Annotated in this window: 29 protein-coding genes and 2 tRNA genes; 20 read left to right on the forward strand and 11 right to left on the reverse strand. The window is 38.5% G+C overall.

Translation table 11 applies throughout. The annotated features are described in order from the left end of the window. Positions 1 to 51: 51 nt before the first annotated feature. The 5 genes from CLIN57ABFB40_RS08190 to CLIN57ABFB40_RS08210 all read right to left on the reverse strand — a co-directional run bounded on the left by CLIN57ABFB40_RS08190 (position 52) and on the right by CLIN57ABFB40_RS08210 (position 5295). Positions 52 to 1215: a sialidase family protein gene (locus CLIN57ABFB40_RS08190; protein WP_175629631.1), complete on the reverse strand. Its 1164-nt coding sequence runs from the start codon at positions 1213 to 1215 to the stop codon at positions 52 to 54. 42 nt (positions 1216 to 1257) lie between these two features. Then, a complete protein-coding gene (locus CLIN57ABFB40_RS08195) occupies positions 1258 to 2433 on the reverse strand; it encodes an AGE family epimerase/isomerase (RefSeq protein ID WP_175629632.1) in 1176 nt (391 codons plus the stop codon). An 11-nt stretch (positions 2434 to 2444) separates the two neighbouring features. After that, positions 2445 to 3362: a dihydrodipicolinate synthase family protein gene (locus CLIN57ABFB40_RS08200; RefSeq protein WP_175630359.1), complete on the reverse strand. Its 918-nt coding sequence runs from the start codon at positions 3360 to 3362 to the stop codon at positions 2445 to 2447. Positions 3363 to 3393: 31 nt separating this feature from the next. Continuing rightward, positions 3394 to 4635 (reverse strand): MFS transporter, encoded by a 1242-nt coding sequence (locus CLIN57ABFB40_RS08205; protein WP_175629633.1) that lies wholly within the window; start codon positions 4633 to 4635, stop codon positions 3394 to 3396. A 213-nt stretch (positions 4636 to 4848) separates the two neighbouring features. Beyond that, positions 4849 to 5295 carry a YhcH/YjgK/YiaL family protein gene (locus CLIN57ABFB40_RS08210; RefSeq protein WP_175629634.1) on the reverse strand — a complete coding sequence of 149 codons (447 nt, stop codon included), beginning with the start codon at positions 5293 to 5295 and terminating at the stop codon, positions 4849 to 4851. Positions 5296 to 5534: 239 nt separating this feature from the next. Here CLIN57ABFB40_RS08210 and CLIN57ABFB40_RS08215 point away from each other — a divergent pair, with 239 nt between their 5' ends. After that, complete coding sequence (locus CLIN57ABFB40_RS08215; protein WP_175629635.1) at positions 5535 to 6743, forward strand: ROK family transcriptional regulator; 1209 nt, start codon at positions 5535 to 5537, stop codon at positions 6741 to 6743. A 346-nt stretch (positions 6744 to 7089) separates the two neighbouring features. Here the strand turns inward: CLIN57ABFB40_RS08215 and CLIN57ABFB40_RS08220 are convergent, their stop codons facing one another. The 6 genes from CLIN57ABFB40_RS08220 to CLIN57ABFB40_RS08245 form a co-directional block, all read right to left on the reverse strand. Then, positions 7090 to 8448 (reverse strand): transposase, encoded by a 1359-nt coding sequence (locus CLIN57ABFB40_RS08220; protein WP_175629636.1) that lies wholly within the window; start codon positions 8446 to 8448, stop codon positions 7090 to 7092. Between the two features lie 259 nt (positions 8449 to 8707). Further along, positions 8708 to 8764 (reverse strand) — tRNA-OTHER (locus tag CLIN57ABFB40_RS08225). Between the two features lie 142 nt (positions 8765 to 8906). After that, entirely contained in the window at positions 8907 to 9251 is a 345-nt protein-coding gene (locus tag CLIN57ABFB40_RS08230; RefSeq protein ID WP_175629637.1) for a hypothetical protein, read from the reverse strand. Between the two features lie 63 nt (positions 9252 to 9314). After that, positions 9315 to 9809, reverse strand: a complete 495-nt coding sequence (locus CLIN57ABFB40_RS08235) for a hypothetical protein (protein ID WP_175629638.1) — start codon at positions 9807 to 9809, stop codon at positions 9315 to 9317. Beyond that, entirely contained in the window at positions 9806 to 11284 is a 1479-nt protein-coding gene (locus tag CLIN57ABFB40_RS08240; protein WP_175629639.1) for a type I restriction enzyme HsdR N-terminal domain-containing protein, read from the reverse strand. The genes CLIN57ABFB40_RS08235 and CLIN57ABFB40_RS08240 overlap by 4 nt, the downstream gene beginning before the upstream one ends. 37 nt (positions 11285 to 11321) lie before the next feature. Next, complete coding sequence (locus tag CLIN57ABFB40_RS08245) at positions 11322 to 12017, reverse strand: helix-turn-helix transcriptional regulator (RefSeq protein WP_175629640.1); 696 nt, start codon at positions 12015 to 12017, stop codon at positions 11322 to 11324. A gap of 186 nt (positions 12018 to 12203) precedes the next feature. Between CLIN57ABFB40_RS08245 and CLIN57ABFB40_RS08250 the strand changes: the two genes are divergently transcribed. The 19 genes from CLIN57ABFB40_RS08250 to CLIN57ABFB40_RS20225 all read left to right on the forward strand — a co-directional run bounded on the left by CLIN57ABFB40_RS08250 (position 12204) and on the right by CLIN57ABFB40_RS20225 (position 22394). Then, positions 12204 to 12536, forward strand: coding sequence for an SH3 beta-barrel fold-containing protein (locus CLIN57ABFB40_RS08250; RefSeq protein WP_175629641.1), 333 nt, complete (start codon positions 12204 to 12206; stop codon positions 12534 to 12536). Between the two features lie 2 nt (positions 12537 to 12538). Then, positions 12539 to 12784, forward strand: a complete 246-nt coding sequence (locus tag CLIN57ABFB40_RS08255) for a hypothetical protein (RefSeq protein ID WP_175629642.1) — start codon at positions 12539 to 12541, stop codon at positions 12782 to 12784. A 319-nt stretch (positions 12785 to 13103) separates the two neighbouring features. Then, positions 13104 to 13298 carry a hypothetical protein gene (locus CLIN57ABFB40_RS08260; protein WP_175629643.1) on the forward strand — a complete coding sequence of 65 codons (195 nt, stop codon included), beginning with the start codon at positions 13104 to 13106 and terminating at the stop codon, positions 13296 to 13298. Between the two features lie 209 nt (positions 13299 to 13507). Further along, a complete protein-coding gene (locus CLIN57ABFB40_RS08265) occupies positions 13508 to 13666 on the forward strand; it encodes a hypothetical protein (protein ID WP_175629644.1) in 159 nt (52 codons plus the stop codon). 156 nt (positions 13667 to 13822) lie between these two features. Then, a tRNA-OTHER gene (locus CLIN57ABFB40_RS08270) sits at positions 13823 to 13907 on the forward strand. Between the two features lie 24 nt (positions 13908 to 13931). Next, a complete protein-coding gene (locus CLIN57ABFB40_RS08275; protein ID WP_175629645.1) occupies positions 13932 to 14153 on the forward strand; it encodes a hypothetical protein in 222 nt (73 codons plus the stop codon). A 19-nt stretch (positions 14154 to 14172) separates the two neighbouring features. Next, entirely contained in the window at positions 14173 to 14475 is a 303-nt protein-coding gene (locus CLIN57ABFB40_RS08280) for a DNA-binding response regulator (protein WP_317167717.1), read from the forward strand. A 52-nt stretch (positions 14476 to 14527) separates the two neighbouring features. Next, positions 14528 to 14755: a hypothetical protein gene (locus CLIN57ABFB40_RS08285; RefSeq protein WP_175629646.1), complete on the forward strand. Its 228-nt coding sequence runs from the start codon at positions 14528 to 14530 to the stop codon at positions 14753 to 14755. 23 nt (positions 14756 to 14778) lie between these two features. Continuing rightward, the gene (locus CLIN57ABFB40_RS08290) at positions 14779 to 15714 is read left to right on the forward strand and encodes an ATP-binding protein (protein ID WP_175629647.1); all 936 of its coding nucleotides are present in this window, start codon (positions 14779 to 14781) and stop codon (positions 15712 to 15714) included. Then, a complete protein-coding gene (locus CLIN57ABFB40_RS08295) occupies positions 15695 to 16459 on the forward strand; it encodes an HNH endonuclease (RefSeq protein WP_175629648.1) in 765 nt (254 codons plus the stop codon). The genes CLIN57ABFB40_RS08290 and CLIN57ABFB40_RS08295 overlap by 20 nt, the downstream gene beginning before the upstream one ends. After that, entirely contained in the window at positions 16459 to 16908 is a 450-nt protein-coding gene (locus CLIN57ABFB40_RS08300; protein ID WP_175629649.1) for a DUF3127 domain-containing protein, read from the forward strand. The genes CLIN57ABFB40_RS08295 and CLIN57ABFB40_RS08300 overlap by 1 nt, the downstream gene beginning before the upstream one ends. Before the next feature lie 3 nt (positions 16909 to 16911). After that, entirely contained in the window at positions 16912 to 17349 is a 438-nt protein-coding gene (locus CLIN57ABFB40_RS08305; RefSeq protein WP_175629650.1) for a hypothetical protein, read from the forward strand. Between the two features lie 2 nt (positions 17350 to 17351). Beyond that, complete coding sequence (locus CLIN57ABFB40_RS08310) at positions 17352 to 18212, forward strand: RNA polymerase subunit sigma (RefSeq protein WP_175629651.1); 861 nt, start codon at positions 17352 to 17354, stop codon at positions 18210 to 18212. Between the two features lie 339 nt (positions 18213 to 18551). Continuing rightward, complete coding sequence (locus CLIN57ABFB40_RS08315) at positions 18552 to 19145, forward strand: NUMOD4 domain-containing protein (protein ID WP_175629652.1); 594 nt, start codon at positions 18552 to 18554, stop codon at positions 19143 to 19145. Between the two features lies 1 nt (position 19146). Further along, entirely contained in the window at positions 19147 to 19626 is a 480-nt protein-coding gene (locus CLIN57ABFB40_RS08320) for a recombination protein NinG (RefSeq protein ID WP_175629653.1), read from the forward strand. Continuing rightward, on the forward strand, positions 19623 to 20795 hold the full coding sequence (locus tag CLIN57ABFB40_RS08325) for a DEAD/DEAH box helicase (protein ID WP_175629654.1): 1173 nt from the start codon (positions 19623 to 19625) through the stop codon (positions 20793 to 20795). The genes CLIN57ABFB40_RS08320 and CLIN57ABFB40_RS08325 overlap by 4 nt, the downstream gene beginning before the upstream one ends. A gap of 2 nt (positions 20796 to 20797) precedes the next feature. Continuing rightward, on the forward strand, positions 20798 to 21646 hold the full coding sequence (locus tag CLIN57ABFB40_RS08330; RefSeq protein ID WP_175629655.1) for a hypothetical protein: 849 nt from the start codon (positions 20798 to 20800) through the stop codon (positions 21644 to 21646). Further along, positions 21634 to 22215, forward strand: coding sequence for a hypothetical protein (locus tag CLIN57ABFB40_RS08335; RefSeq protein ID WP_175629656.1), 582 nt, complete (start codon positions 21634 to 21636; stop codon positions 22213 to 22215). The genes CLIN57ABFB40_RS08330 and CLIN57ABFB40_RS08335 overlap by 13 nt, the downstream gene beginning before the upstream one ends. After that, positions 22212 to 22394, forward strand: a complete 183-nt coding sequence (locus CLIN57ABFB40_RS20225) for a hypothetical protein (protein ID WP_254871724.1) — start codon at positions 22212 to 22214, stop codon at positions 22392 to 22394. Before CLIN57ABFB40_RS08335 ends, CLIN57ABFB40_RS20225 begins: the two co-directional genes overlap by 4 nt. Position 22395: the final 1 nt, after the last annotated feature.

The raw sequence follows: 22395 nt of genomic DNA on the forward strand, positions 1-22395 counted from the left end.
ATCCAATGCTTAAAGCTAAAGCATTAAATAACCATTTCATAAATAAAAAAATTAAAGATTAATAATAGGCACTAAAATTAAATCTAGCTTCATCCATTCAGCCGGACGTTTAAGAGGTTTTATATTAGGTAATGATTTGCGAGTAAACGATTGCGTATCTGCTGTTTCAAAGATTATCGCCATTCGTCCATCCGGTAGTAAAGCCATACAGCTATATCCGGAAGCCTTGTCATATAAAAGCAGACCATCATTCCAAGTTCTTCCACCATTACAGCTTTTATATAAAGTCAATCCAGCTCTTTCGTCATATTCCGGTGTTTCCGGGATTCCCTTTATTCCGGAGAAATAAAGATTTGCATTTTCCCCTAACACACTAGCTTGGCAGCCTTTAGACACACCAGGCAGAGCCGACTCTTTCATTGCTTTACTCCAAGTCATGCCTCCATCTTTGCTATATGCTACCATACGTGCACCTGATACTCGAGCATTATACACTAAAACTCCATTTGGAGATTCTGCAATCTGGAACTCATTATCTGTATCTCCATTCTCTCCTACCGTCCACGTTTCACCATGATTGTCAGAAAAAATAGCAACATCGTGTGCAGCTTTTCTTTCTGTATCAGAAATACGGGCGGGCAGAATTAAACGTCCTTTGTACTTCTCACCTACCATCTGCAATCCTGCTCCCGGACCAAAACCATATATATAACGTCCATCTGGCATTAAAGATGCAGTAACATCGACAGGAGTAGACCATGTCTGCCCATTATCATCCGAAGTAATAAGAATGGCACGGTTGCCAGCTCCTGAAAGATCATCTGCCGGCCAAAAAGTCGTAAAAAGAAAGACTTTGCCAGTGATTGAATCCAAAATGGGAGTTGGATCCATATAAGCACCAGTGATTCCTTTTGTCAAATCCTGCATAACCGACCATGTCTGACCATTATCTGTACTACGCTTCACTACTATATCTGTACGACTTTTATCTTGCCAACTTTCTCTACGTGCTTCACAAAATACAAGTAAAGAACCATCTTTAGCTGTCAATAATGAGGGAATACGATAACTATTCACATTATCATCCCCGGCAGAAAACACGGTGTATTTAGGAAACTCAGAAAAAGTGTTTTTAGCGCCGGACTGCGCTTCTCCTTTCATACAAGAAAAGAGAAGCATAAGTCCTGCTAATAATATGCTTTTCAAAATTCGCATAGTAATAGTTTTAGATTCTATCTTTAAAAGCTACGCAATACTTCAAAGAAGTTCCTTGCAAAGCATATAACTACGAATCATCATACGAGGTATATGGAAAGGACCTTTAAAAAGATTCCCTTTGGCGGGTTGGGCTACGGTACCGTCACGATGAAGATAACCATACCATTCTCCGTACTCCTTATCGGGGAAATGAGCGTACGTCCAATCACTGATCTGCTTGTGCATCTGAAGATATTTCTCATCTCCGGTAGCTTGATAGGCATATAAAGTAGCAATAATAGCTTCTGTTTGCGGCCACCAGAATTTCATATCCTGAGAATACTCTTGAACCGGAAGATTACGGCAGTCACGGAAATTGATGATTCCACCAAACTCCTTGTCCCATCCCCATTCCCAAGACCAATCAAGAATTTGAAGAGCCAATTGGAGTAAATCTTTATCCCAGTTGCGATATTTAGCTTCTTCCATGATGAACCAGGCTGTTTCAATACAATGTCCCGGATTTATGAGACGTCCGTTACAAGTATCAATAAATTCACCATTGGGTCCTACCATCTCAAGCAAAGCTTTAAATTCGGGATGAATGAAGTATTGACGCAATGCTGCAATCGAACGGTCGATCTGTTCTGTCAACACCGGGTCGTCAACAACCATACGGATTCGAGAAGCTGTATTAATCAAAATCATCGTTATTGAATGACCTCGTGCTTCCAATGAAGGCAGATATTTCGGTTCTAGCAAACCGGGAGTTTCTAAGAAATGCTGTATGCTCTTGAAAATCTCCAAAGCTCTTTCTGCATATTTTTTATCACCGGTTGCCAAAGCATATTCAGCCATTGCAATAGCAGCAAACCCTTCGGAGAACACATAACGACGTTTACGCAAAGGAGTACCTTCTTCCGTTACTTCAAAAAACATGTGTCCATCTGTATCAAAGCAATGGGCTTCTATAAAGTCAATACAACTTTTCGAAGCGGAAAGCCATTCGGGATTCTTTTCTATATTATTATATGCAAATGCTGCAATGAAACCAAAACGTCCCTGAAACCACACAGACTTTGTGGTATCTATTATACTGCCATCGCGATCGATACAAGTATAAACACCGCCATGCTTACGGTCCAAGCCGTGCTTCATCCAAAACGGCATAATATTGTTCATTATGTCGTCCTTATAAGATGCAGCCCATTGATTAATATATTCTGTTTCGTTCATGCCTCGTACAATTAGAATTTATTACAACGTTCGAAGAAATGGATTGCTTCCAATTCCGCTCTCATCTGCGCCTCTTCTGCATCTGTCATGTTCTGAAATGGAGTACGGTTCTTACCTAAATCAAGACCTATCAATTTCATTATGCGTTTTCCACCGACTATATTTCCACGGAAATGGCAAATAACGTTAATCACTTCCTGTGAGAAGTTCTGACGTTCACGGGCTGTCTCCAAATCACCGGCTTTCCATGCATCAATAATACCAACCAATTCTTTTCCGTTATAATTGGTAGTTCCGCCAATGCCACCCTGAGCACCGCCCATAGCCAAACAAGGAAGAATCGTTTCGTCCTGACCATGCAGCATATCGAATTTACCATTCTTATATAAACGACACTGATTGTACTCATACATGCTTTCAAATGTATATTTGATACCCGCGAAATTAGGAATACGCCCGTCTACTGCTTCCAATAATTTAACCATTGGCAAAAAAGCGCCATTAAATGCCGGAATATGATAATAATAGAAAGGAAGTTCGGGTGCACCGGATGCAATCTCTTCGATGTACTTAACTAATTCTTCAATACGTCCAATCTTCGGAAAAGGTGGAGCCATAGCACCAATCCCCCATGCACCGATTTTTTGTGCATGTTCGGCCAGCATACGACTTGCCTTCACACAACAACTACCAACATGCACGATTACTTTAAAGCCTTCGGGTGCGACAGATACCCAGCGTTCGGCAAGTTGCATGCGTTCTTCTTCTGTCAGCATATAGCCTTCACCGGAAGATCCATTGATAAAAACTCCTTGCAGCCCATTCTTTACCAACATTTTGGCGTATGCTTCAATTGGTTCTAAATTTATTTCACCATTTTCATAAAAAGGAGTAAACGGTGCATCAATAAGTCCTTTAATTCGTTCCATCATTTTATTTTTTATAAAGTTAGTATTATTCTCAATCTACCATATTATCAGTCTTCGGTCTTAAAAAATAGATTTGAAGTACCAATGCCACAGTCACTACAATGCTTAACATTGCAAACCCTTGTCCCAGGCTTCCACCATCTGTCCATTTGCCAAGAAGTTCGGTCACGGCAGCTCCGGCAAACACCCCGGTCATATTCATTATGCCATAAGCAGTTGCACGGTGTTTTGCCGATACAAACTGACATAGGATAGGCATATTATTGGCATCAAATATTCCAAAACCAATACCAAAGAGCAGACCTGCACCAATCACACTGATAAAACTATGACCAAAACCTAGTAAAAGCAATGCCGGTATAGTCATTCCCAGGCCAATAGCTCCAGTATAAATACGTCCACGAATATTTTTTTGCACCCAACGGTCGGACAATATTCCACCTAGAATAACACCGATAAAAGATGATACTGCAATTGTTATGGTAGAGATCGGACCTGCCTCGGCCATAGGGATATTCAGACTATCTGCAAACAATGTCGGAAGCCAGTTCTTTGTAGCCCATCCCGGAAGGCTGGGAGCAGCAAAATAGATAAGAATTATCCAAAATGCCCAGTTAGTAAACAGCAGGGAGAGACCATTTATGACAGAAGGTTTCTTCTCTTTAGGAGCATTATCTATTTCCTTAATAACAATATTATGGATAGGATTTTCTTTCAAAAACAATATTAGCACTAAAGAATAGGCAATACCAACAATACCAAACCAATGAAAAGTAGCTTGCCAAGAAAAAGCCGCAGCTGCCGTAGCCCCGAAACCACCAATAGCCTGTCCCACATACAATCCCGTCATATGTACTCCTACCGCTAAAGAACGTGATTTTCCTTCGTGCCAATCAGCAATCAACGACAAAGCCGATGGAATATACAACGCCTCACTGACTCCCATTATAGCACGTAACCAATATAGCTCGTGAAAATCTTGGGCATATCCCATCAAGAAAGTAACAGCAGACCACACAAAAAGACTGCCAACCACCAACCATTTACGATTTACCCTATCTGCTATTATTCCGGCAACAGGACTCATAAAACCATATATCCACAAGAAAATAGCCATCAAAGCACCAAAAGCCTCTGCTTTATTCAACTCCACAATATCGACTTTCATAGCTTCTTGCATAGTAGAAAGCATCTGACGATCCATATAATTAAGAAGCGCCACTATCCACAATAAACCAACTACCATCCAGGGGTAAATACTCTTGTTTTTCATATAAAGTAATTTTTATGTTTCACTCGCATTAAATCATTGCAAATGTAATAACAATTTTTATTATCATCCAAATATTTAATTAAATATTTTATTATATAATCCTAGATTAATTAATAAGCAATGCATAGCAATAGCGTACACAACTAAAAAAGGTAGCGCTACTACAATAAATAACGCTACCTTTTTGGTATTGAAAAGCAATCCAATAATAAATCAAAGCTTTACTTTAGCTATCAACTTACGAATCTTACCATGACCGATAACCGGCGCATGGGGATCCTCCGGATATACAATCACAAATTGCCCCGGCAGCAGATTAACATAAGTAGTAGGACGATCTGAATATAAGGCACATTCTTCCTCTTTAGAATATGCCTTAACCTCATTTTGCAAATCCTCTAAAGCTTTCCAGCCAATCGTCTCTGCGCCCTCTAACAGAATATGCACATCAATGTAATCGTGATGCAATTCTAAAACCTGCTCATCAGGAGCTACACACTCCGGATTTACATTATTAATAAACAAGCGCTCACCATCAATCTCAATACGCCCCAAATCCGCGTGAAGTAAATCATGCGTTTTCACATAGTTGAACAGAAGCCCAAACATAGGATGAAGCCCTTCAATGCGCTGACTATTTTGCAGATTAGATACAATCATATTTCTCTTTTCATTTATAGTTAAACAATATCTGCACAAATATAGATTAAATATTTAATATAAACACTTCTATTAATAAATTTATTTATTATACATGCTTATAAAATCAGATATTTCACATTAATCATTTACGCCAAAGAAGAATACCAAAATGGACATTATAACAATTTCAAATTCGGCAAACGTCTATTAATAAATAAATTTATTATCTTTGTGGAAAAGAATAAAGAAGAACTAAGATGAAACAACATTTACAGAAAGAAATAGAAGCAGGAACCAAAAATGCTCTTCTCAAGAAGAAGATTATTACGCATTATATATATAATGGTAGCTCTACTATTACAGATTTAGCAAAAGAGCTAGACCTTAGCGTTCCAACTGTCACAAAATTCATTAGTGAAATGTGTGAAGAAGGCTATATTAATGATTATGGCAAATTAGAGACAAGTGGTGGACGTTATCCCAGCCTGTATGGTCTTAACCCCGAATCCGGATACTTCATTGGGGTAGACATCAAGAAATTTGCGATTAATATAGGTTTAATCAATTTCAAAGGCGATATGGTAGAATTAAAAATGGATATCCCTTTTAAATCAGAAAATACTGTAGAAGCACTTGATGAGCTATGCAGACTTATTCTTCAATTTATAAAGAAAGTAGATGTTGATAATGATAAAATATTAAATATCAATATAAATGTTTCCGGCAGAGTGAATCCTGAATCTGGTTATAGTTTCAGTCTATTTAATTTCGAAGAAAGACCCTTAGCAGAAGTACTAACTGAGAAAATTGGATTTCGGGTAACAATAGATAATGATACACGCGCCATGACCTATGGAGAATTCATGAAGGGATGCGTAAAAGGAGAAAAAGATATTATCTTTGTAAATGTTAGTTGGGGACTAGGTATCGGTATTATTATTGATGGGAAAATATATACCGGAAAATCGGGCTTTTCCGGAGAATTTGGACATACCAATGTCTTTGATAACGAAATCATTTGTCATTGTGGAAAAAAAGGATGCTTGGAAACCGAAGCGTCCGGCTCCGCCTTTCATAGAATATTAATCGAACGTATCCAAAACGGAGAAAGTTCTATTTTATCAAACAGAATCTTATCAAAAGATAATGCATTGACTCTTGATGAAATTATCGCTGCCGTGAATAAAGAGGATTTGCTCTGTATCGAAATAGTAGAAGAGATTGGACAGAAACTTGGAAAACAGATTGCAGGATTAATAAATATCTTTAATCCTGAGTTGGTTATCATAGGCGGAACTCTATCATTAACCGGTGACTATATCACCCAGCCCATCAAAACAGCAGTACGCAAGTATTCTCTAAATCTGGTCAATAAAGATTCAGCCATCATGACTTCCAAATTGAAGGATAAAGCTGGTATTGTAGGGGCTTGCATGCTGGCACGCAGCAGAATGTTCGAGAGTTGATTCTATCTTCTGCGCCGAGAAAGAAAGTTATCTATAAAACGAACAATATAGACTACGGCAACTCCGACAACAACTAAAACAATAATACGATTTAACATAGATTGTATTTTTATATTTCACATAGGGATATTCAGTAAATGTTCCTCTTTCTAATAAATCAAGAGAAAAGTTTTGCTTTATGTGAGCTTTTCTCTTGATTTTTTCGTTCAACTCTCCCAGTCTTCTATCTTTTTTGTAGAATATTATTTACACATTCTTGTTTTTTCCTTCCCACCCATGCATTATGTACATGTCTTTTTTAGGGGAAGTTAAAACCTCTCCTGTTTTTCCTCTTATTTTGATCCGATTATGCTGCCTTTCTTTTTTTCTTTTCGACCTTTTCTATCATACATACCGCATTGGCTGTATGTATCCCAAAGAAAATCCAAAGTACTTCCGTTTTCCTGTTTCTAGCTTTTATCCTGGCCAGTGAGTAATGTTGTTTCTGCGTTCCAAAACTTCCTTCCAGGCGGGTAGCTCTTTCACGGCTGAGTTCCGACCGTAAGATTTTCCGAAGCGGCTCATCTTTGGCAGCTCTGCCCTTACGCTTAAAGGAAGTACTTATATGATATTTTGTACAAAATTTCCGGTTGGCATTATTGGCATAGATTGAATCCGCCGCAAGCGCCTTAACCCTAACCCCGGTCAGTTGTTGTTGCAGATGAATACAGTCTTTCAAACGTACTCCTTCGTTAAAAGCCTTAAAGGAGATATGTTCTATAAAGGAGATTCCGTCTATCTGTATATTGTTGACTTTGGCTCCGAATTCAACGGATTTGGTTTCCTTGCCTCTGATAATGGGGCGAAGGTAATGCCGGTCGATACTCACGATACGGTTGGACACTTTTTTGCCTGCAAATAAATTCTTCCCTTGCTCAAGGACCGTCTGTATGACCGAGAAACGTCTTTGGTAATCAGAGGATAATGTAAGCCTGTTCCTGTAGGATGAATGAAGCTGCTCCAGCTGGTCAAGTAACTTTTCCAATAACTGAAGTAACCTGCGTGTAATCATACGAGTCTGTGATTTCTTGCGTTTACGCAGTTTGCTATAAGCAAGATAGGCACGGCGTACATCAAGATACTTGTTACGGGGACGTTGTATATGCAAGGTCTGGCAATGTTTGCACAGATGACGATGAAGCCATACAATACCTTCCCATAAGAGTTTGGTATCAGTAGGAAAACGCAGATGACTTTCATAACAGGTGGCATCGGTCATACAGACATGAAGGTTCTCAAGATAAGGTTTCCAATACTCGGCAAGAATGAGCTGGAGGGAGTCAACGTCAAGGCGATTCGCTAGTTCCTGACGAATTGCACTAACGATTTTAGGATTGGTTAGTGGATGAAGCGGATCAATCTGAACACCACAAAATAACTGGTAATGAATATTACCGTTTAAATGCTCAATCAGTTGTGCATCGGAAAAGTTGGTATAGGACTTCAAGACCATCAAGGCTATTTTACCTTCAGGAGAAAAATAACTTTTACGCCCCAAAGGAGAGGACTTCAAATGCATTTGTCGGGCCAGTTCCGAGAAAGGGAATAGAGAATGGAGTCGACCTAATTCACTCGTTGCAAAACTTTGACGATATTTTTTAAGCATATCGAACTCGGTAAAACCTAAACAAGGTTCGATTTCTGAGATTTTTTGTATCTTTACCATGTGTTTTTATTTTTAATTACCCCCGCTTTGGCCGTCAAACCGTTTTTTTGGGGGAATGCTTAAAGATACAAAAAAGGCAACTAACTCGCAATGAATTAGTTGCCTTAAATTTTATTATTTTAGGAATATCCCAACATAGATTGTATTTTTATATTTCATATAAAATCCATACAAAAAGACATTCCTAGTAATACAATAGGAATTCTGCAAGAAAAACGAAACGCTGATTATTTTACTAATAATCAGCGTTTTATTTGAGAGCCGCTAGCCAGACTTGAACTGGCGACCTACGCGTTACGAAGTCCCGTACAGCGGCTCTATTATTATACTGATTACTAATTTATTAAATGCTCTTTTCTTACCTTTTCAAAAAACAATCTACTATACAATTGCTGTTTTTAAGATAGAACTGAGATGTTAATATTGAGTTTTGAAATAATTAACAGAACACATATATACTATAGATTTACTAATATATCATAAGAGGATACTGAAGTATCTTTCGATAAATACTTAACTTTGCTCATAAACAATTTACCTCTATTATTTTTTGCACTTATATAGAAAAAAGAATGCTCAGTAGATATTGTACATGTTTCGCCTACGGCAACATCTTTGGTATCAATCATTTCTAGCAGTTCCGCATCATCATCTCCAGAACTCATAATACATACATCTACATCATGCCAATTTACACCAGTTAGATTTTTTATTGTATAAGTTTCTTTGCCATCATCATCTGATGAACATGCTGCTAATAACATCATTGGCAGTATTGCCATTAAAAATAAAATCTTTTTCATAACGCTTATTTAGTTTGTTTTAAATCATCAAGAAAATTGATATGTTCCATCGTTTCATAATATTTATTCAATGGATACAGTTGTGTTATTTGCAACAGTTGCATCAAATTCATATCCTATTTTCATTTCCGCCTTAGACCCACAAGGAAGAGGAATGCAAGTACAACAGAATATAACTACCGATAAAGGAGTACGGTTTTTACCAGTAATATAAACTTCAGAAGAAGCAAAATTGACAACATCTCCAGAAGGCAAGGTCATATATCGAACCTTAATCCCTAAACGCCCTTTTGTTCCGAACCATGCGGATCTTTTCGCCTCATAAACCGTTCCTTTTGCTATTGTACCTGCTGGAATAGCTATTTTCTTGTCAATAATAATATCTCTTGAAACTTTAAAGTCGATGGTTTGCCCTTCATGGACTTGAGATGCTTTTACATTATTAATCGCTTCTAAAGACACTATTGTACCAGCTTTTATAACTACATCACTTTGCTTCTGGGCTTTAGATGGCATACACAAAAATGCAACCATCATTAAAAATAAAATCTTCTTCATTGTGCTTTAATATTTAGTTTGTTCTTTAATTCGTTGAAAATGTCAGGATTTTCCATATCCAACCATGTATATCTTTTATAACTATTCCGATCAAAAGACTGCTGCTTTTCATATACAAATAGATAATATTTGTCACACAAAACAATAACAGATGTCTCCAACAACTGAGCATAAGATTTAGCTTGCAAGAAAGCATCCTCTATCGCCTGGTTGTTCTTCATGTGCAGCTTGGCTTCAATCAGAACTTTTGCCCTTTCCTCATTGGGCTTGTTATCATAATGGAGTGCATAATCAGGAAATACCCTATGACCTCTCCCCGCTTGGATTGGTAACTGCCGGATGAAGTCTTTGTTTTCGTACCACCCCATAGAATTAAGTAAGGGTTCCAACAATTGTTGTTCTACATCATGCTCGTACTCTACAATTACATCTTTGGGTAAGGTTGGAGCATACAGCTTTGGTAAAGTCTCTATATCAAACCCTTTTGTTTTTATGATACGCAATAGCTCCAAATAATCCTCACTATTAACTGCCCATCCGTTTACTCCTTGAAAGTTCTTTCTTATGAGTGGGTGCCCGGAGAAGTATTCATCTTCCCGAAGCTCTTTTAGTGTAATATGAGGAATGTCTATTCTGTTACTTACATAAGTGTTGCTGTAATAATGTGTAAATGGGTCAATAACTCCATCTACTTGGGCTATCCATAAACAGGTAATTGCACTAATTGGTGCTGTTTCGTAATGAATCAGAATGTCTCCCTTCTTCGTTTCTTGATTTGACTGCCAAAATCCGGTAGTCCATTGCTCGCCATATCCTCTTATCAATCCACCAATGAACCATGCTTGTGATGGTTGGGGGATTTCACTCTTTTTCTCCGTGTGTAGGAGATTTGGTGCATAATCGTACATGAATGCACTCAATTCATCGGGTGTCAGGTTGTTTTTCGTCCTGAACAGATAGAATACCTTACATAACTCCCAGTAATACATACATCTGCTTTTGTAATCTGGCTTTTTGGGAATAGATGGCAATTCTATCTCGAAATAGTCGGCTAACCTTTTGAGTTCATAGAATCTGTCAATGTACAAATATGGAAAGAAATATTCACCAAGCAGGCAATTTAACTCCATTGATAGAAATGGAATGTATTCAAGCATCAAGTCGAAATCTCCTATCTTCAATACTTCTTCATTTTCTATCCGTAATCCTGTAGAGATAATATCTTCATATATATTACCAGCTTCATCAAGTGACGGATATTCTATACCTTCAAAATCGGAAACTTTATAGCACCAAAAATCTTCCAGTATTTTGCATATAATTTCCTTGTTGAAATTGTCTTTGATACTTGGGTTATAACGTTCTAAAAGTTGCTCCTCGTCTATCCATTCCTTTCTGTCTGAAAAGCTGGATATGACAGTTTCTCCTTCCGGGGAGTTCTTATATAGATTCCATATATATTGATTGAATTTCATAATACTAATTTCAACAGTTCGCACATTAAGCTTTAAACTATCTCCTTCTTGGCCTTTGTAATTCTATCACATTGAATATTTGCCTAACCTCCGCCAAATCAATAACCCTATCAGAATACATATCATTTAGAGAATGTATCGTTATTGTATGATTTTCTAGATTATGATCAATAATCCTTTTGACTAAAATTCCTTCCTCATGGACTATTACAAAATCCCATTTTCTAATATGAAGTTTAGACTCCGCCCATAAATAAGGGGCAATTTCGCGACAAAGAAGTCTATCTCCTTCAAGATAACTTTCCTCTGTTCCATCATTCATACTATCACCTCTCACCTCAAAGGCTACATAGTTCCCTTTAGCTTCATGATCTATTATAAACGGTATAGTAGGCAATGTAGCTATATATGCAGCATCTTGGAAGCCACATAAATAACCTGCTTGTGCATATTGATTCACTAGTGGTACATTTATAATATAGTTCTGATTTAATGGTACTGCTTCTAGAATTTCTATATTTTCTTTAGATATAATAGGTTCTCCTTTCCCATAAAGAATCCAGTCCATGTTCCAATGCGGGAAGCTTTTTTTTATTTTTTCTATTGTTGGTTTCCTGAAGCTTTCACCAACATTATTCAAATACCCATTTCCCAATCCAGAGATAGTATAGAATTGGTTTGGATTAATACCTTCTTTTTCAATCAGATAGAACATTCTTTCTCTTAAAGTCATATAGATATTCTAGTTTTTAATTATAGAAAATCTAGCATATTTACAATAATTAACTAGAATTTCTATGCTAGATATAGAACTTCTAGTATATTTGCATCATCAAACAGTGATAACCTAATCACTTTTGCAAAGAAAGACATTTTTAAGGTCATATACAATAGTATAAACATATTAAAATACACGATTATGAGCACGAATTTTAAAAATCAAATGAAAGAAGTCATGAGTCTAGCATGGTCTTTTGTAAAAAGAAACGGTTTTTCAATGAGTGAAGCACTGAAATGCGCATGGGCAAATATGAAGTTGAAAGCTCAAATGAAAAATAAGATTGTGAAGTTCTACTTTCAGAAAGTCGATGGTACAATGAGAGAAGCTTACGGCACACTTTGCGAAAAATACATGCCGGCAGTAACAGGCAATGACAAAAGAGCAAGGAACGATACGGTTCAAACCTATTTCGATACAGAACGCGGTGAGTTCAGATGTTTCAAGAAAGCTAACCTTTTAAAAATTGCATGATTATGACACGCTACGAGATTGAACAAGGCTTGGATGCCTTATACAGAGACCTAAACAACGTTCAGGATATGGATGAAGAAACAGCCCGCAGGGTTTACAATATAGATTGCAAGGCTGATATCATAGAAGTTATCGAAGAAGAAATTGATACCTATGAAGCCATCCTTTCAGGGCCAGATACAGGTGAAGATAACGACATGGATTATGATGCCCTCTGTCTGATTCAAGGTCTAAGCAGATACGCATAAATACACGATTATACAATGCCCGTCCGGTCTCGATACCGGGCACAATCCGTAGAAGGTATGGCGGGCGCAATATATAACGGATTTTTCGTCCGTGCGCATAATGGCAAGCCTTCGGGCACATAGCAGACAGCGAAGTTAATCGGCTACAGGCAGTAACCACCGACACGTTCACAAGGTTCTAAACGAAAGATTCAAGTTGTAAGTATGACTTTTAAATTTTCTTTCAGTAGAAATTCAACGATATATTGCCCGTCCAGTCTCGATTCTGGGTACAATCCGTAGAAGGTATGGCGGGCGCAAATTTCTAAATCATACGATTATGTCACATTATTATTCAAAAGTGGGTGCTGATAGTTTATTATCACTTGTAAGCGCATCCGACTGTGTGGATTATTTTGATGTATCCAGTCTTGTTTCTGAAATGGATGAAACAGAGGTTCTAAACCAAGTCAGTGAAGATACCATAATTAGTTATCTCGAAGATAAGGGTTTTAAAGTAGAAAAGGAGGATTGATTATGAAAATAATCCAGTTGATTTTATCCATACTTTTAACCTTATGCGCTATAATTATGTTTTATGGGGCAATCACAACCTACAGCCCAATAAAAACGATCTCTATTACTATCATGGGTATTATATGTGTTGGTTGTTTTGCTTTTGTTAGAATCACCTACACAGAATTACGTGAATAACCTTTAAAACACTTCATAACAAATAAAGAAATGAATGAAACATTAGAACTACAAATTAAGCGGTTAGAGTTTTGCCGTGACTGTATCGTACTTGATTACGATGCCGGAAGAGAAGAATACAATCGCCTTGAAAGGATGATTGAAGAATTGAAACAACTAAAATCCAAACAGAAATCCGCAAAAAGGTAGACCGATAATCCGGCATAAGGTTCCTGCAATAAACCAGTACTGTGAGTAAGGGAAACCAGCCGGGCGGATTCTGAAAAATATAGTAGTTTTTGTCGTGTTTTATTTTGTGTTTGTACTAGGTGTGCCGTCTGTGAAGATAGTGCACCTTTCTTATATGGGTGGTTAGCTCATCGGTTAGAGCTTTGTGTTGCGCAACCAATTATCATAATTGAGAGAGGTTCGACTCCTCTACCACCCACCAATCATTAATTTAATTTTTAATCTTATGGCAACAATCAGAGAAACGATTTTAAAAGTAAAACCGGGCAAACAGAAGATTATCCCGCTATCAGAAGTTGATGTTACAGGCTACAGACAACAAGCCCATGTAATTAGCAAAGAATTGAGAGATAAAGGTGTTGTTGTTCCAGGCGGCAAGCCGGCATATACAATCTCTAAAAACAAGTACACCGGTTCAATGTATATTATCAATAATATGCAGGAATAGTATCTAATCTTACGCGATTATGAAAAGAGTACTAACCGAACTGACACCTGAGTGTGAAGTAACAGCACAGATGTTTATTTCCGGTATGGAAAAGGAAGAGATTGCAGAAGCCAAATGCAGGGCATTCAGTACAATAAACAACCAACTGCAGAAAGCTTTTCAAATCCTTAATGTAAAAAATGGCAGGCAGCTATGCAAAAAGTTTTATGAACGTTTATCAGGTGTTGAATATACGTTTGATTTTTCACCGGCTATACGTTCTGCTTTTGCTTCCTTCTATGTGTTTTCGGATTATCGCTCTACCACGAACAGAACGATATGAAAAGAGCCAGAAGAACGAAAATAGAAACCGTTGACAGGATAAGGAGGTCAGAATGAATGCGGAAACGAAATTAAACACCCTCTACCGGATTGGCAACAGAATACCTTTAAACAAGTCACAAGCTGCAGGATTTGTTGGCGGACGGTATCGTCTTGAGAAATTAATAGCCGAAAAGAAGATACGAGCAACAAAGACAGGTCCGACAAAGATGTCTCCTTATGATGTAAACGCCTGTGATGTATTTCTTTATGCCATCGATTCTAAAGAACAAAGAATATAATTAACCCTTTAAATTTTACGATTATGAGTCTTATCAAAAAAAGTAATGAATTAGTAATCCCTACCACAGTAAAGATGATGATTTACGGTCAAGCCGGTATGGGAAAGAGTACGGTAGCACTGAGTGCTCCGAAACCTTTGTTATTGGATTTCGATAACGGGGTGAAACGTATGAATATGGCACATTTGGAAAACATAGACACAGTACAGGTCACTTCTTGGAGTGATGTTCAACAGGTCTTGCAGGAGGATTTGTCAGCTTATCAGACAATCGTAGTTGATACCATCGGTAAAATGATGGACTTTATCATTACTTATAAATGTGGCAGCCGCCAACCGTCTATCAGAGATTGGAGTGGTATCAATGCCGAATTTTCTTGGATGACAAGAACGCTCTCAAGCCTGAACAAGCATATTATTTTCGTTGCCCACCGTGATACAAGAAAAGAAGGTGATGATACAGTGTTCATTCCTGCCTTACGTGAAAAATCCTACAACTCCATCGTTACCGAATTAGATTTGCTTGGTTATCTTGAAATGAAAAGCGAAAGAGGCGTTCAAAGACGTACTATCACTTTCGACCCAACTTCTAGAAATGACGGTAAGAATACCTGTAATCTTCCTTCCGTAATGGAAGTGCCGACTATCCTTGACAAGAACGGTAATCCAACTGCCAAGAACGACTTTATTGCCTCGAAGATTATCAACTCTTACCTTGGGATGCTTGCCGCCAAAAAAGAAGCACAGGAGAAATACGATAAGGTGATGAAGGAAATCAAAGAGCAGGTTGAGCTGGTGACAGACGCAGAATCCATCAATGACTTGTTATCAAGGCTTGGTGAATTTCAACATATAGGTAGTTCGATGGTTGCGGCAAAAGTGCTTATTAATAATAAAGCAAAAGCATTAGGGCTTGTTCCCAATAAAGAGACAAAGACTTATGAAAAACCAGCAGCTTAATTACTGTATATATGCAACATTATTGGATGCCTATTGGGGATATCTGAATAGTGATGTAATTTGGGAAAAGTATTGGGGATGGAGCGAAAATCCTCCCCATACTCCCGAAGAATTTCACGAATTGCAGTTTCAAGAACTGATAGACCGTATCAATCGAAAGCCTTTTGATAGTGAAGCGGCTGACAAGGGCACAGCCTTTAATGAATTGGTAGATGCTCTAATCGAAAATCGAAAACCAAACGGGATGGATGTAGAAAGGAATACAGAAAATACTTGTTATACAGTTGTTTATAACAACCGTACATTTGTTTTCCCTATTTCTCTTTGCCGTGAGTTTGCCGGTTACTTCAAAGGCGCATTGACCCAACAGCGTGTAGAAGCCATTCTGCCCACCGCATACGGAAATGCTTTGGTTTATGGAGTAATTGATGAATTGATGCCTACCAGTGTTCATGACATCAAGACAACTGGCAGTTATACTGTAGGAAAGTTCAAAGACCATCACCAACATCTGGTTTATCCATACGCTCTTATGCAGAATGGATCGGATGTACGGACGTTTGAATACAACATCGTAGAGTTCAACAAGGGCGGTTATGTGGTAGATACTTATACAGAGACATACGTTTTCAACCCCGAACGTGATATTCCTATTCTCACTAATCATTGTGAAGAGTTTATCAGATTCTTGGAAGAGAACAGAAGTTTAATCACTGATAAAAAGATATTTGGAGGAGAAAATTAATGGCAAATCAAATAACCGGACGGATAATCGAAATTGGGCAAACCGTTCAAATAGCATCCAAAAACGGTGGTTCCTCATTTACAAAACGGGAATTTATTTTAGATGCTACCACTTACGACCCTTATACGGGAGAGCGTAGCGAGTATGAGAATGTTATTCCCTTAGAGTTTTCGGGTGACAAGTGTACAGAACTTGACCGCTTTAATCAGGGTGATGTCGTTACTGTATCATTTGTCTTACAGGGACGTTCTTGGACGACTCAGGATGGAGAGCTTAAACGCATGGCATCTATTCGGTGCTACAAAATAGAAGGACGTAGCGGTGTATCACAATCCCCACAGAGTGCACCAGTGCAACAACTAGCACCACAGCCGACTTATCATCAGCCGCAGGATTTTCCGCCTCCGGTTGATGCAAATGGTAATGCAAAGGACGATTTGCCTTTTTAGTGTATGCTATTCGACTTGAAGAATGAATATCAAATACCCAAGTTTAAAGAGTATGTAAACAAATTGTTTAGTGAACGTGCGGTGGTGGAAGTGAAAAAGAAACTCCCTAACCGCACGCTTGCTCAGAACAGCTACTTGCATCTTCTTTTAGGGTATTTCGGTAGTGAATACGGTTGCAGCCTTGATGAAGCAAAAATAGACTTCTATAAGAGGACTTGCAACCGTGATTTGTTTGAGAGAAAGATGGTCAACAAGAAGGGGAAGGAAGTAACCTACTTGCGCAGTTCTGCCGAACTGACAACGGGTGAAATGACTCTAAGTATTGACCGCTTCCGCAATTGGAGTGCAGCGCAAGCGGGTATTTATTTACCCGCTGCAAATGAACATCAAATGCTGATATACGCCCAGCAGGAAATACAAAGAAATCAAGAATTTATTTAATTATGATAGAAACAAGAAAAACAGAAATCCGATACGTGACATCCGACCCAAAGAAAATGCTCAACATGTACCTTGCAAAGCGTGTTCTCAAAACATGGGAGGAATCTTTCATAGATGAAGATACCGGTGAAACGGTAAACATTGAACGTAATGAAGTCCTTTTTGATCGTGGTTCTCTGATAGACCAAGACCTATTGGCAAAAATTCGTTTCAGTATGGAAGCGGATGGCATCAAAGAAGTGGAAGTCAGTAGTCAAAAACGTTTAGCTTTTGAGAACGAAAACAAATTCTTATATCCCTATCTTGCACAAGCACAGATAGGTGATAAGAAGTACAAATTCCTGCTTTATGCTACCGGCCTGGAGAATGTCTGCCTTATTTTGAGAGACTACATTGAACTTAATTATCAATCGGGATTCACCTTAACGATGGCAAAGGAGTTTGATTCGTGCGTGATTCTTACTGATAACTTGAAAGAACGCAAGGTTGATGATGCTTCGCTTGCTTATCTCAAAAATGAAATCACTATGGCAGAATATGTTGACAAGATGGACGATGAGACGGAAGATAGCGACGAAGAATCTAAACCGGATGAAAAGAAGTTCTATCAGATTGAAACGAAAATCACATTTGACGAAGAGCAACGTACTCAAATATTCGTAGTGAATACTTTTAATGTTGACAGGGCGATGATGCTTATTACCCACTACCTCAAAAATAAAGAGGAAGAATGTGAGAAGCAAGCCAAAGAAAAGGGACATGAGTTCAACAAAAGAGAAATCCATGCGGCCATTGAATCTGCCAAACCAATACCAGTAGGGCGGTTTATTCCGAAAGAGTTTTCAATGGCTTATATGGAATAACTTTGTTAACCAGCCTGCCCCGTCTGTGAAGATATGGCAGGCAAACACGGAGAAGTGGCGGAATCAGTAGACGCACCACTCGATAATAGGAATGCCAACCTTAGATGTGGTGAGCTTGGCAACTCGTCCCAGTGCAAATCTGGGCTTCTCCACAACCCTTTATGAGAGAAAATCCGTTTTAATCCGAGAGTAGGGCGAAGATAGCGCAGGGATTCATCCGCACGGCATCGGTTAGCCGTTGACTCTATCTGAAAGGTGACACGAAATCGGATAGGATTAGGAATGTTTGTTGTTTGTGCCCCGGAGAATATGCTTCGGGGCTTTTAATTTGGTAAGGTTATGAAAGAAAAGGAAATGCCTTGGCATAATTTGTTGTTAGATGATTTGCCCGGTGAAATTTGGGTTGATGCCTTTGGATTTGATGGTGTATATGAAGTCTCCAATATGGGAAGAATAAAGAGCCTTGCAAGATGGGTTTCTAATGGGAAATCAGAAAGAAAAGTCAAAGAATGTATTAGAAAACAATCTTTATCGAAAGATGGAAGGTTAACTTGCCCGTTTCGTATTGATAACAAAAAGTATTCTATAAATATTCCAGAGCTAATATATAAATCTTTTTATAATGATATTTCAATAGGTAAGAATGAATGTATTATGCACAAAAACAAATTAGCCTCTGATAATCGGTTGTCTAATTTACGCTTAGTATCTATTACTGAATCTCACAAACTTAATTACAAAAAGGGGTTGCTTTCTCATTTGAATGTGAATAATGAGAAGAAGCATAAAGAACATTTGGCTATAAAAAACAAGAAATGCAAAGTCTGTGGCTTAATTAAAAATGTTTCTGATTTTGAACATAATAGATGTATTTGTCTATCTTGTAGAAAGAAATATAGACATGATAAATACATGGAAAATAAAAATAGATAGAATGCCATACTACATAAAACGAACAAAGGCTAAGAAGAAAGACAAGCCTTTACCCTTGTTTGATAAAGCAGGGGTGACAGTAAAGAAGAAGCCGGATTTGAAAGCTAAGCTCGACAAAGAGTTTTCCCTTTTCATCCGGCTTCGTGATTGTATGCCTAACGGTTATTTTCGCTGTATCTCTTGTGGGCAGATAAAACCGTTTGAACAAGCTGATTGCGGTCACTATTTCAGTCGCACGCATTTGGCTACCCGATTTGATGAGAACAATTGCCATGCCGAATGCCGTGCGTGCAACCGTTTCCGTGCCGACCACCTTGAAGGCTACCGTGAGAATTTGATAGCCAAAATCGGACAACAGCATTTTGACTTGCTAAAAGTGAAAGCTGCATCAAATACTAAGATGTCAGATTTTGATTATGAACAGCTAATCAAATATTACAAAGCACTTAATAAGAAGTTACGAAAGGAGAAAGGGCTATGAGTTATGTGTTACGAGATTATCAACAGAAAGCCTCTGATGCTGCCGTTTCTTTCTTTAACAATAAGGCAAAGAAAACAAATGCCATTATGGTGTTACCAACCGGAAGCGGAAAGAGCCTTATCATAGCGGATATAGCCGCAAGACTTGATGGACATACTTTAGTGTTCCAGCCTTCAAAAGAGATTTTGGAGCGAAATTTTAAAAAGCTCTGCTCGTATGGTATTCTTGACTGTAGCATTTATTCGGCTTCTTTCAACTCAAAGGAAATAAGCCGGATAACATTCGCAACAATCGGATCGGTAAAGAATCATCCCGAACTGTTCATCCACTTCAAGAACATCATCGTGGATGAATGTCACCTTGTGAACCCCAAAGAGGGAATGTACAAGGATTTCTTTGATGCGGTGAAATGCAAGGTACTGGGACTGACAGCTACGCCTTATCGGCTATCATCCAGTCGTGATTTCGGTTCTATGCTGAAATTCATCACCCGGACAAAACCGCATGTCTTTTCAGAGGTCATTTACCATGTACAGGTATCAACCCTATTAGATATGGGCTACTTGGCGAAGCTAAACTATTATCCAATGAATCCTTCAGGATGGAATGAACTTAACCTGAAAGTAAATACCACCGGTGCCGACTATACCGATAAATCAGTTCAACGAGAATATGAACGGATAGACTTCTACAGTTATCTCGTTCATATCGTCCAAAGGCTGATGAACCCCAAAGCAGGTGGTAAGAGAAAAGGCATTTTAGTATTTACTCGGTTTTTGAAAGAAGCCGAACGGCTTACGATGTCAATACCAGGATGTGCAATTGTTTCGGGTGACACTCCAAAGGCTACCCGTGAAATGATACTTAATAAATTCAAATCAGGCGAAATTCCGGTAGTTGCTAATGTTGGAGTACTTACTACGGGGTTTGACTATCCAGAACTCGATACAGTCGTTATGGCACGTCCTACGATGTCTCTTGCTATGTGGTATCAGATAGTCGGTCGAGCAATTCGCCCCCACCCTTCTAAAGAATATGGCTGGATCGTGGATTTATGTGGGAACATCAAACGTTTTGGCGAAGTCTCTGATTTACGGTTGTTTGATAGCGGTAATGGTAAATGGGTAGTTTGCTCTAAAGGAAGACAATTAACAAACGTGAGATTCTAACTATGGACGAAGGATTTTTGAGGCTAAGCCGCAGGTTTTTCTCGAATGAAATGTGGAAGGTAGCCCGTGAGTTTTCGGAGTGCGAAGCGTGGCTTGACTTGATTCAGTCAGCACGATTTGAGGCAACCGACAAGGCGTACAGCGAACTCATCGGAGGTCGGGAAATCTCTTATACAAGAGGTCAATATCCAGCATCTATATCGTTTTTGATGAAGCGTTGGCAATGGTCTGAAAAGAAAGTGCGCTATTTCCTTTCAAAACTTAAAAGAAAAGGTATGATAACGACTTGTAACAAACAAGGCATGACTGTGATAACTTTATGTAACTATGATGAATATAACCCATACAGGGGCATACCCAAGGACGTAGACAGGGGCATAGATAACAATAAAGAAATCAGCGAATTAAACATTGCTTTGGGCGAGCTAAGGGCAGAGTTAAGGGCAGTTGTTGAAAAAATGGGGCAAGCTAAGGGCGATAATAAGAAGAAAGATAAAGAAGATAATACTAAAGAATCTCCTAACGGAGATAAGAAAGGCGCGGCTAAAGCCGCTACTCTCTCTCGAAAAGAGTCTTTTTATCAATCTCTTATACCTTTTGTCGGCAAGTATCAAAAGGAAATGATTCGCTCCTTCTTTGATTATTGGTCTGAACTGAATAAAACAGAGACTAAGATGCGCTATGAACTTGAAAAGACCTGGGAGCTTCCTAAAAGGTTAGTAACATGGGCAAACCGAGAAAGAATGTCCGCCAAGCCAACTACTGACATTGGTGTGGTTCTCAAAGATAACTCTCCTGACAAATACGATTCGCCACAGGAAAGAAAATGGGAGGAAAGATGGAACAAATAGATTTCAAGAAAACAATCGACAGTCTCAGAAAGACCGGATTTAACCCTATCCCTAATCTTGTGAATATAGCGATACCAGATTCAAAGAATATCCTTTGGCGAGGATTGAATTATTTCACGGGAAATGCCGAATGGTTGCCGGAATACGAGGAAATAGCCACATGGCTTTCCGGAAATAACGGACGTGGGCTTTTATGTCACGGCAATTGTGGGCGGGGAAAATCACTTATATGCTGGAAAATTATCCCTTTGCTTCTCAATCACTATTGCCGGAAGATTGTAGCATGTTATGATGCACAACAGATGAACGCTGATATAGACGCAGTGAAGACAAAACATATCATCTACATTGATGATGTCGGTACAGAGAATCTTAGCGTGAAATTCGGAGAAAAAAGACTTGCATTCTGTGAAATTGTTGACGAAGCGGAAAAGCGGGGAAAGCTCTTGATATTGACCACTAATCTATCGCTTGATGAAATATCCCAAAAGTACGGGGAACGGACAATGGATAGATTGGTTGCGATTACTACACGGGTAAAATTCAAAGGAGAAAGTCTGAGAAAATGAATATTACAATCTGTTGGGTTACCAAAGACCGAGAATCTATAGAAAAGATACGAAAGAAGTTCGACATATCATCTTATATGAGTGTCAACAGAGAAACACCTTGTAATATCAAGGAAGAAGATATGGAACTCCTTAAAGAGACAGAAAAACGAGGATTCATTCAAATAAGAAATAAGTAAA

Source organism: Bacteroides acidifaciens (genome assembly GCF_903181435.1).
Lineage (GTDB): Bacteria > Bacteroidota > Bacteroidia > Bacteroidales > Bacteroidaceae > Bacteroides.

Excerpts from the sequence above, each read along its gene's own strand:
- CLIN57ABFB40_RS08190 (WP_175629631.1), bottom strand. The coding sequence starts at position 1,215 with ATGCGAATTTTGAAAAGCATATTATTAGCAGGACTTATGCTTCTCTTT.
- CLIN57ABFB40_RS08195 (WP_175629632.1), bottom strand. The coding sequence starts at position 2,433 with ATGAACGAAACAGAATATATTAATCAATGGGCTGCATCTTATAAGGAC.
- CLIN57ABFB40_RS08200 (WP_175630359.1), bottom strand. The coding sequence starts at position 3,362 with ATGGAACGAATTAAAGGACTTATTGATGCACCGTTTACTCCTTTTTAT.
- CLIN57ABFB40_RS08205 (WP_175629633.1), bottom strand. The coding sequence starts at position 4,635 with ATGAAAAACAAGAGTATTTACCCCTGGATGGTAGTTGGTTTATTGTGG.
- CLIN57ABFB40_RS08210 (WP_175629634.1), bottom strand. The coding sequence starts at position 5,295 with ATGATTGTATCTAATCTGCAAAATAGTCAGCGCATTGAAGGGCTTCAT.
- CLIN57ABFB40_RS08215 (WP_175629635.1), top strand. The coding sequence starts at position 5,535 with ATGAAACAACATTTACAGAAAGAAATAGAAGCAGGAACCAAAAATGCT.
- CLIN57ABFB40_RS08220 (WP_175629636.1), bottom strand. The coding sequence starts at position 8,448 with ATGGTAAAGATACAAAAAATCTCAGAAATCGAACCTTGTTTAGGTTTT.
- CLIN57ABFB40_RS08230 (WP_175629637.1), bottom strand. The coding sequence starts at position 9,251 with ATGAAAAAGATTTTATTTTTAATGGCAATACTGCCAATGATGTTATTA.
- CLIN57ABFB40_RS08235 (WP_175629638.1), bottom strand. The coding sequence starts at position 9,809 with ATGAAGAAGATTTTATTTTTAATGATGGTTGCATTTTTGTGTATGCCA.
- CLIN57ABFB40_RS08240 (WP_175629639.1), bottom strand. The coding sequence starts at position 11,284 with ATGAAATTCAATCAATATATATGGAATCTATATAAGAACTCCCCGGAA.
- CLIN57ABFB40_RS08245 (WP_175629640.1), bottom strand. The coding sequence starts at position 12,017 with ATGACTTTAAGAGAAAGAATGTTCTATCTGATTGAAAAAGAAGGTATT.
- CLIN57ABFB40_RS08250 (WP_175629641.1), top strand. The coding sequence starts at position 12,204 with ATGAGCACGAATTTTAAAAATCAAATGAAAGAAGTCATGAGTCTAGCA.
- CLIN57ABFB40_RS08255 (WP_175629642.1), top strand. The coding sequence starts at position 12,539 with ATGACACGCTACGAGATTGAACAAGGCTTGGATGCCTTATACAGAGAC.
- CLIN57ABFB40_RS08260 (WP_175629643.1), top strand. The coding sequence starts at position 13,104 with ATGTCACATTATTATTCAAAAGTGGGTGCTGATAGTTTATTATCACTT.
- CLIN57ABFB40_RS08265 (WP_175629644.1), top strand. The coding sequence starts at position 13,508 with ATGAATGAAACATTAGAACTACAAATTAAGCGGTTAGAGTTTTGCCGT.
- CLIN57ABFB40_RS08275 (WP_175629645.1), top strand. The coding sequence starts at position 13,932 with ATGGCAACAATCAGAGAAACGATTTTAAAAGTAAAACCGGGCAAACAG.
- CLIN57ABFB40_RS08280 (WP_317167717.1), top strand. The coding sequence starts at position 14,173 with ATGAAAAGAGTACTAACCGAACTGACACCTGAGTGTGAAGTAACAGCA.
- CLIN57ABFB40_RS08285 (WP_175629646.1), top strand. The coding sequence starts at position 14,528 with ATGAATGCGGAAACGAAATTAAACACCCTCTACCGGATTGGCAACAGA.
- CLIN57ABFB40_RS08290 (WP_175629647.1), top strand. The coding sequence starts at position 14,779 with ATGAGTCTTATCAAAAAAAGTAATGAATTAGTAATCCCTACCACAGTA.
- CLIN57ABFB40_RS08295 (WP_175629648.1), top strand. The coding sequence starts at position 15,695 with ATGAAAAACCAGCAGCTTAATTACTGTATATATGCAACATTATTGGAT.
- CLIN57ABFB40_RS08300 (WP_175629649.1), top strand. The coding sequence starts at position 16,459 with ATGGCAAATCAAATAACCGGACGGATAATCGAAATTGGGCAAACCGTT.
- CLIN57ABFB40_RS08305 (WP_175629650.1), top strand. The coding sequence starts at position 16,912 with ATGCTATTCGACTTGAAGAATGAATATCAAATACCCAAGTTTAAAGAG.
- CLIN57ABFB40_RS08310 (WP_175629651.1), top strand. The coding sequence starts at position 17,352 with ATGATAGAAACAAGAAAAACAGAAATCCGATACGTGACATCCGACCCA.
- CLIN57ABFB40_RS08315 (WP_175629652.1), top strand. The coding sequence starts at position 18,552 with ATGAAAGAAAAGGAAATGCCTTGGCATAATTTGTTGTTAGATGATTTG.
- CLIN57ABFB40_RS08320 (WP_175629653.1), top strand. The coding sequence starts at position 19,147 with ATGCCATACTACATAAAACGAACAAAGGCTAAGAAGAAAGACAAGCCT.
- CLIN57ABFB40_RS08325 (WP_175629654.1), top strand. The coding sequence starts at position 19,623 with ATGAGTTATGTGTTACGAGATTATCAACAGAAAGCCTCTGATGCTGCC.
- CLIN57ABFB40_RS08330 (WP_175629655.1), top strand. The coding sequence starts at position 20,798 with ATGGACGAAGGATTTTTGAGGCTAAGCCGCAGGTTTTTCTCGAATGAA.
- CLIN57ABFB40_RS08335 (WP_175629656.1), top strand. The coding sequence starts at position 21,634 with ATGGAACAAATAGATTTCAAGAAAACAATCGACAGTCTCAGAAAGACC.
- CLIN57ABFB40_RS20225 (WP_254871724.1), top strand. The coding sequence starts at position 22,212 with ATGAATATTACAATCTGTTGGGTTACCAAAGACCGAGAATCTATAGAA.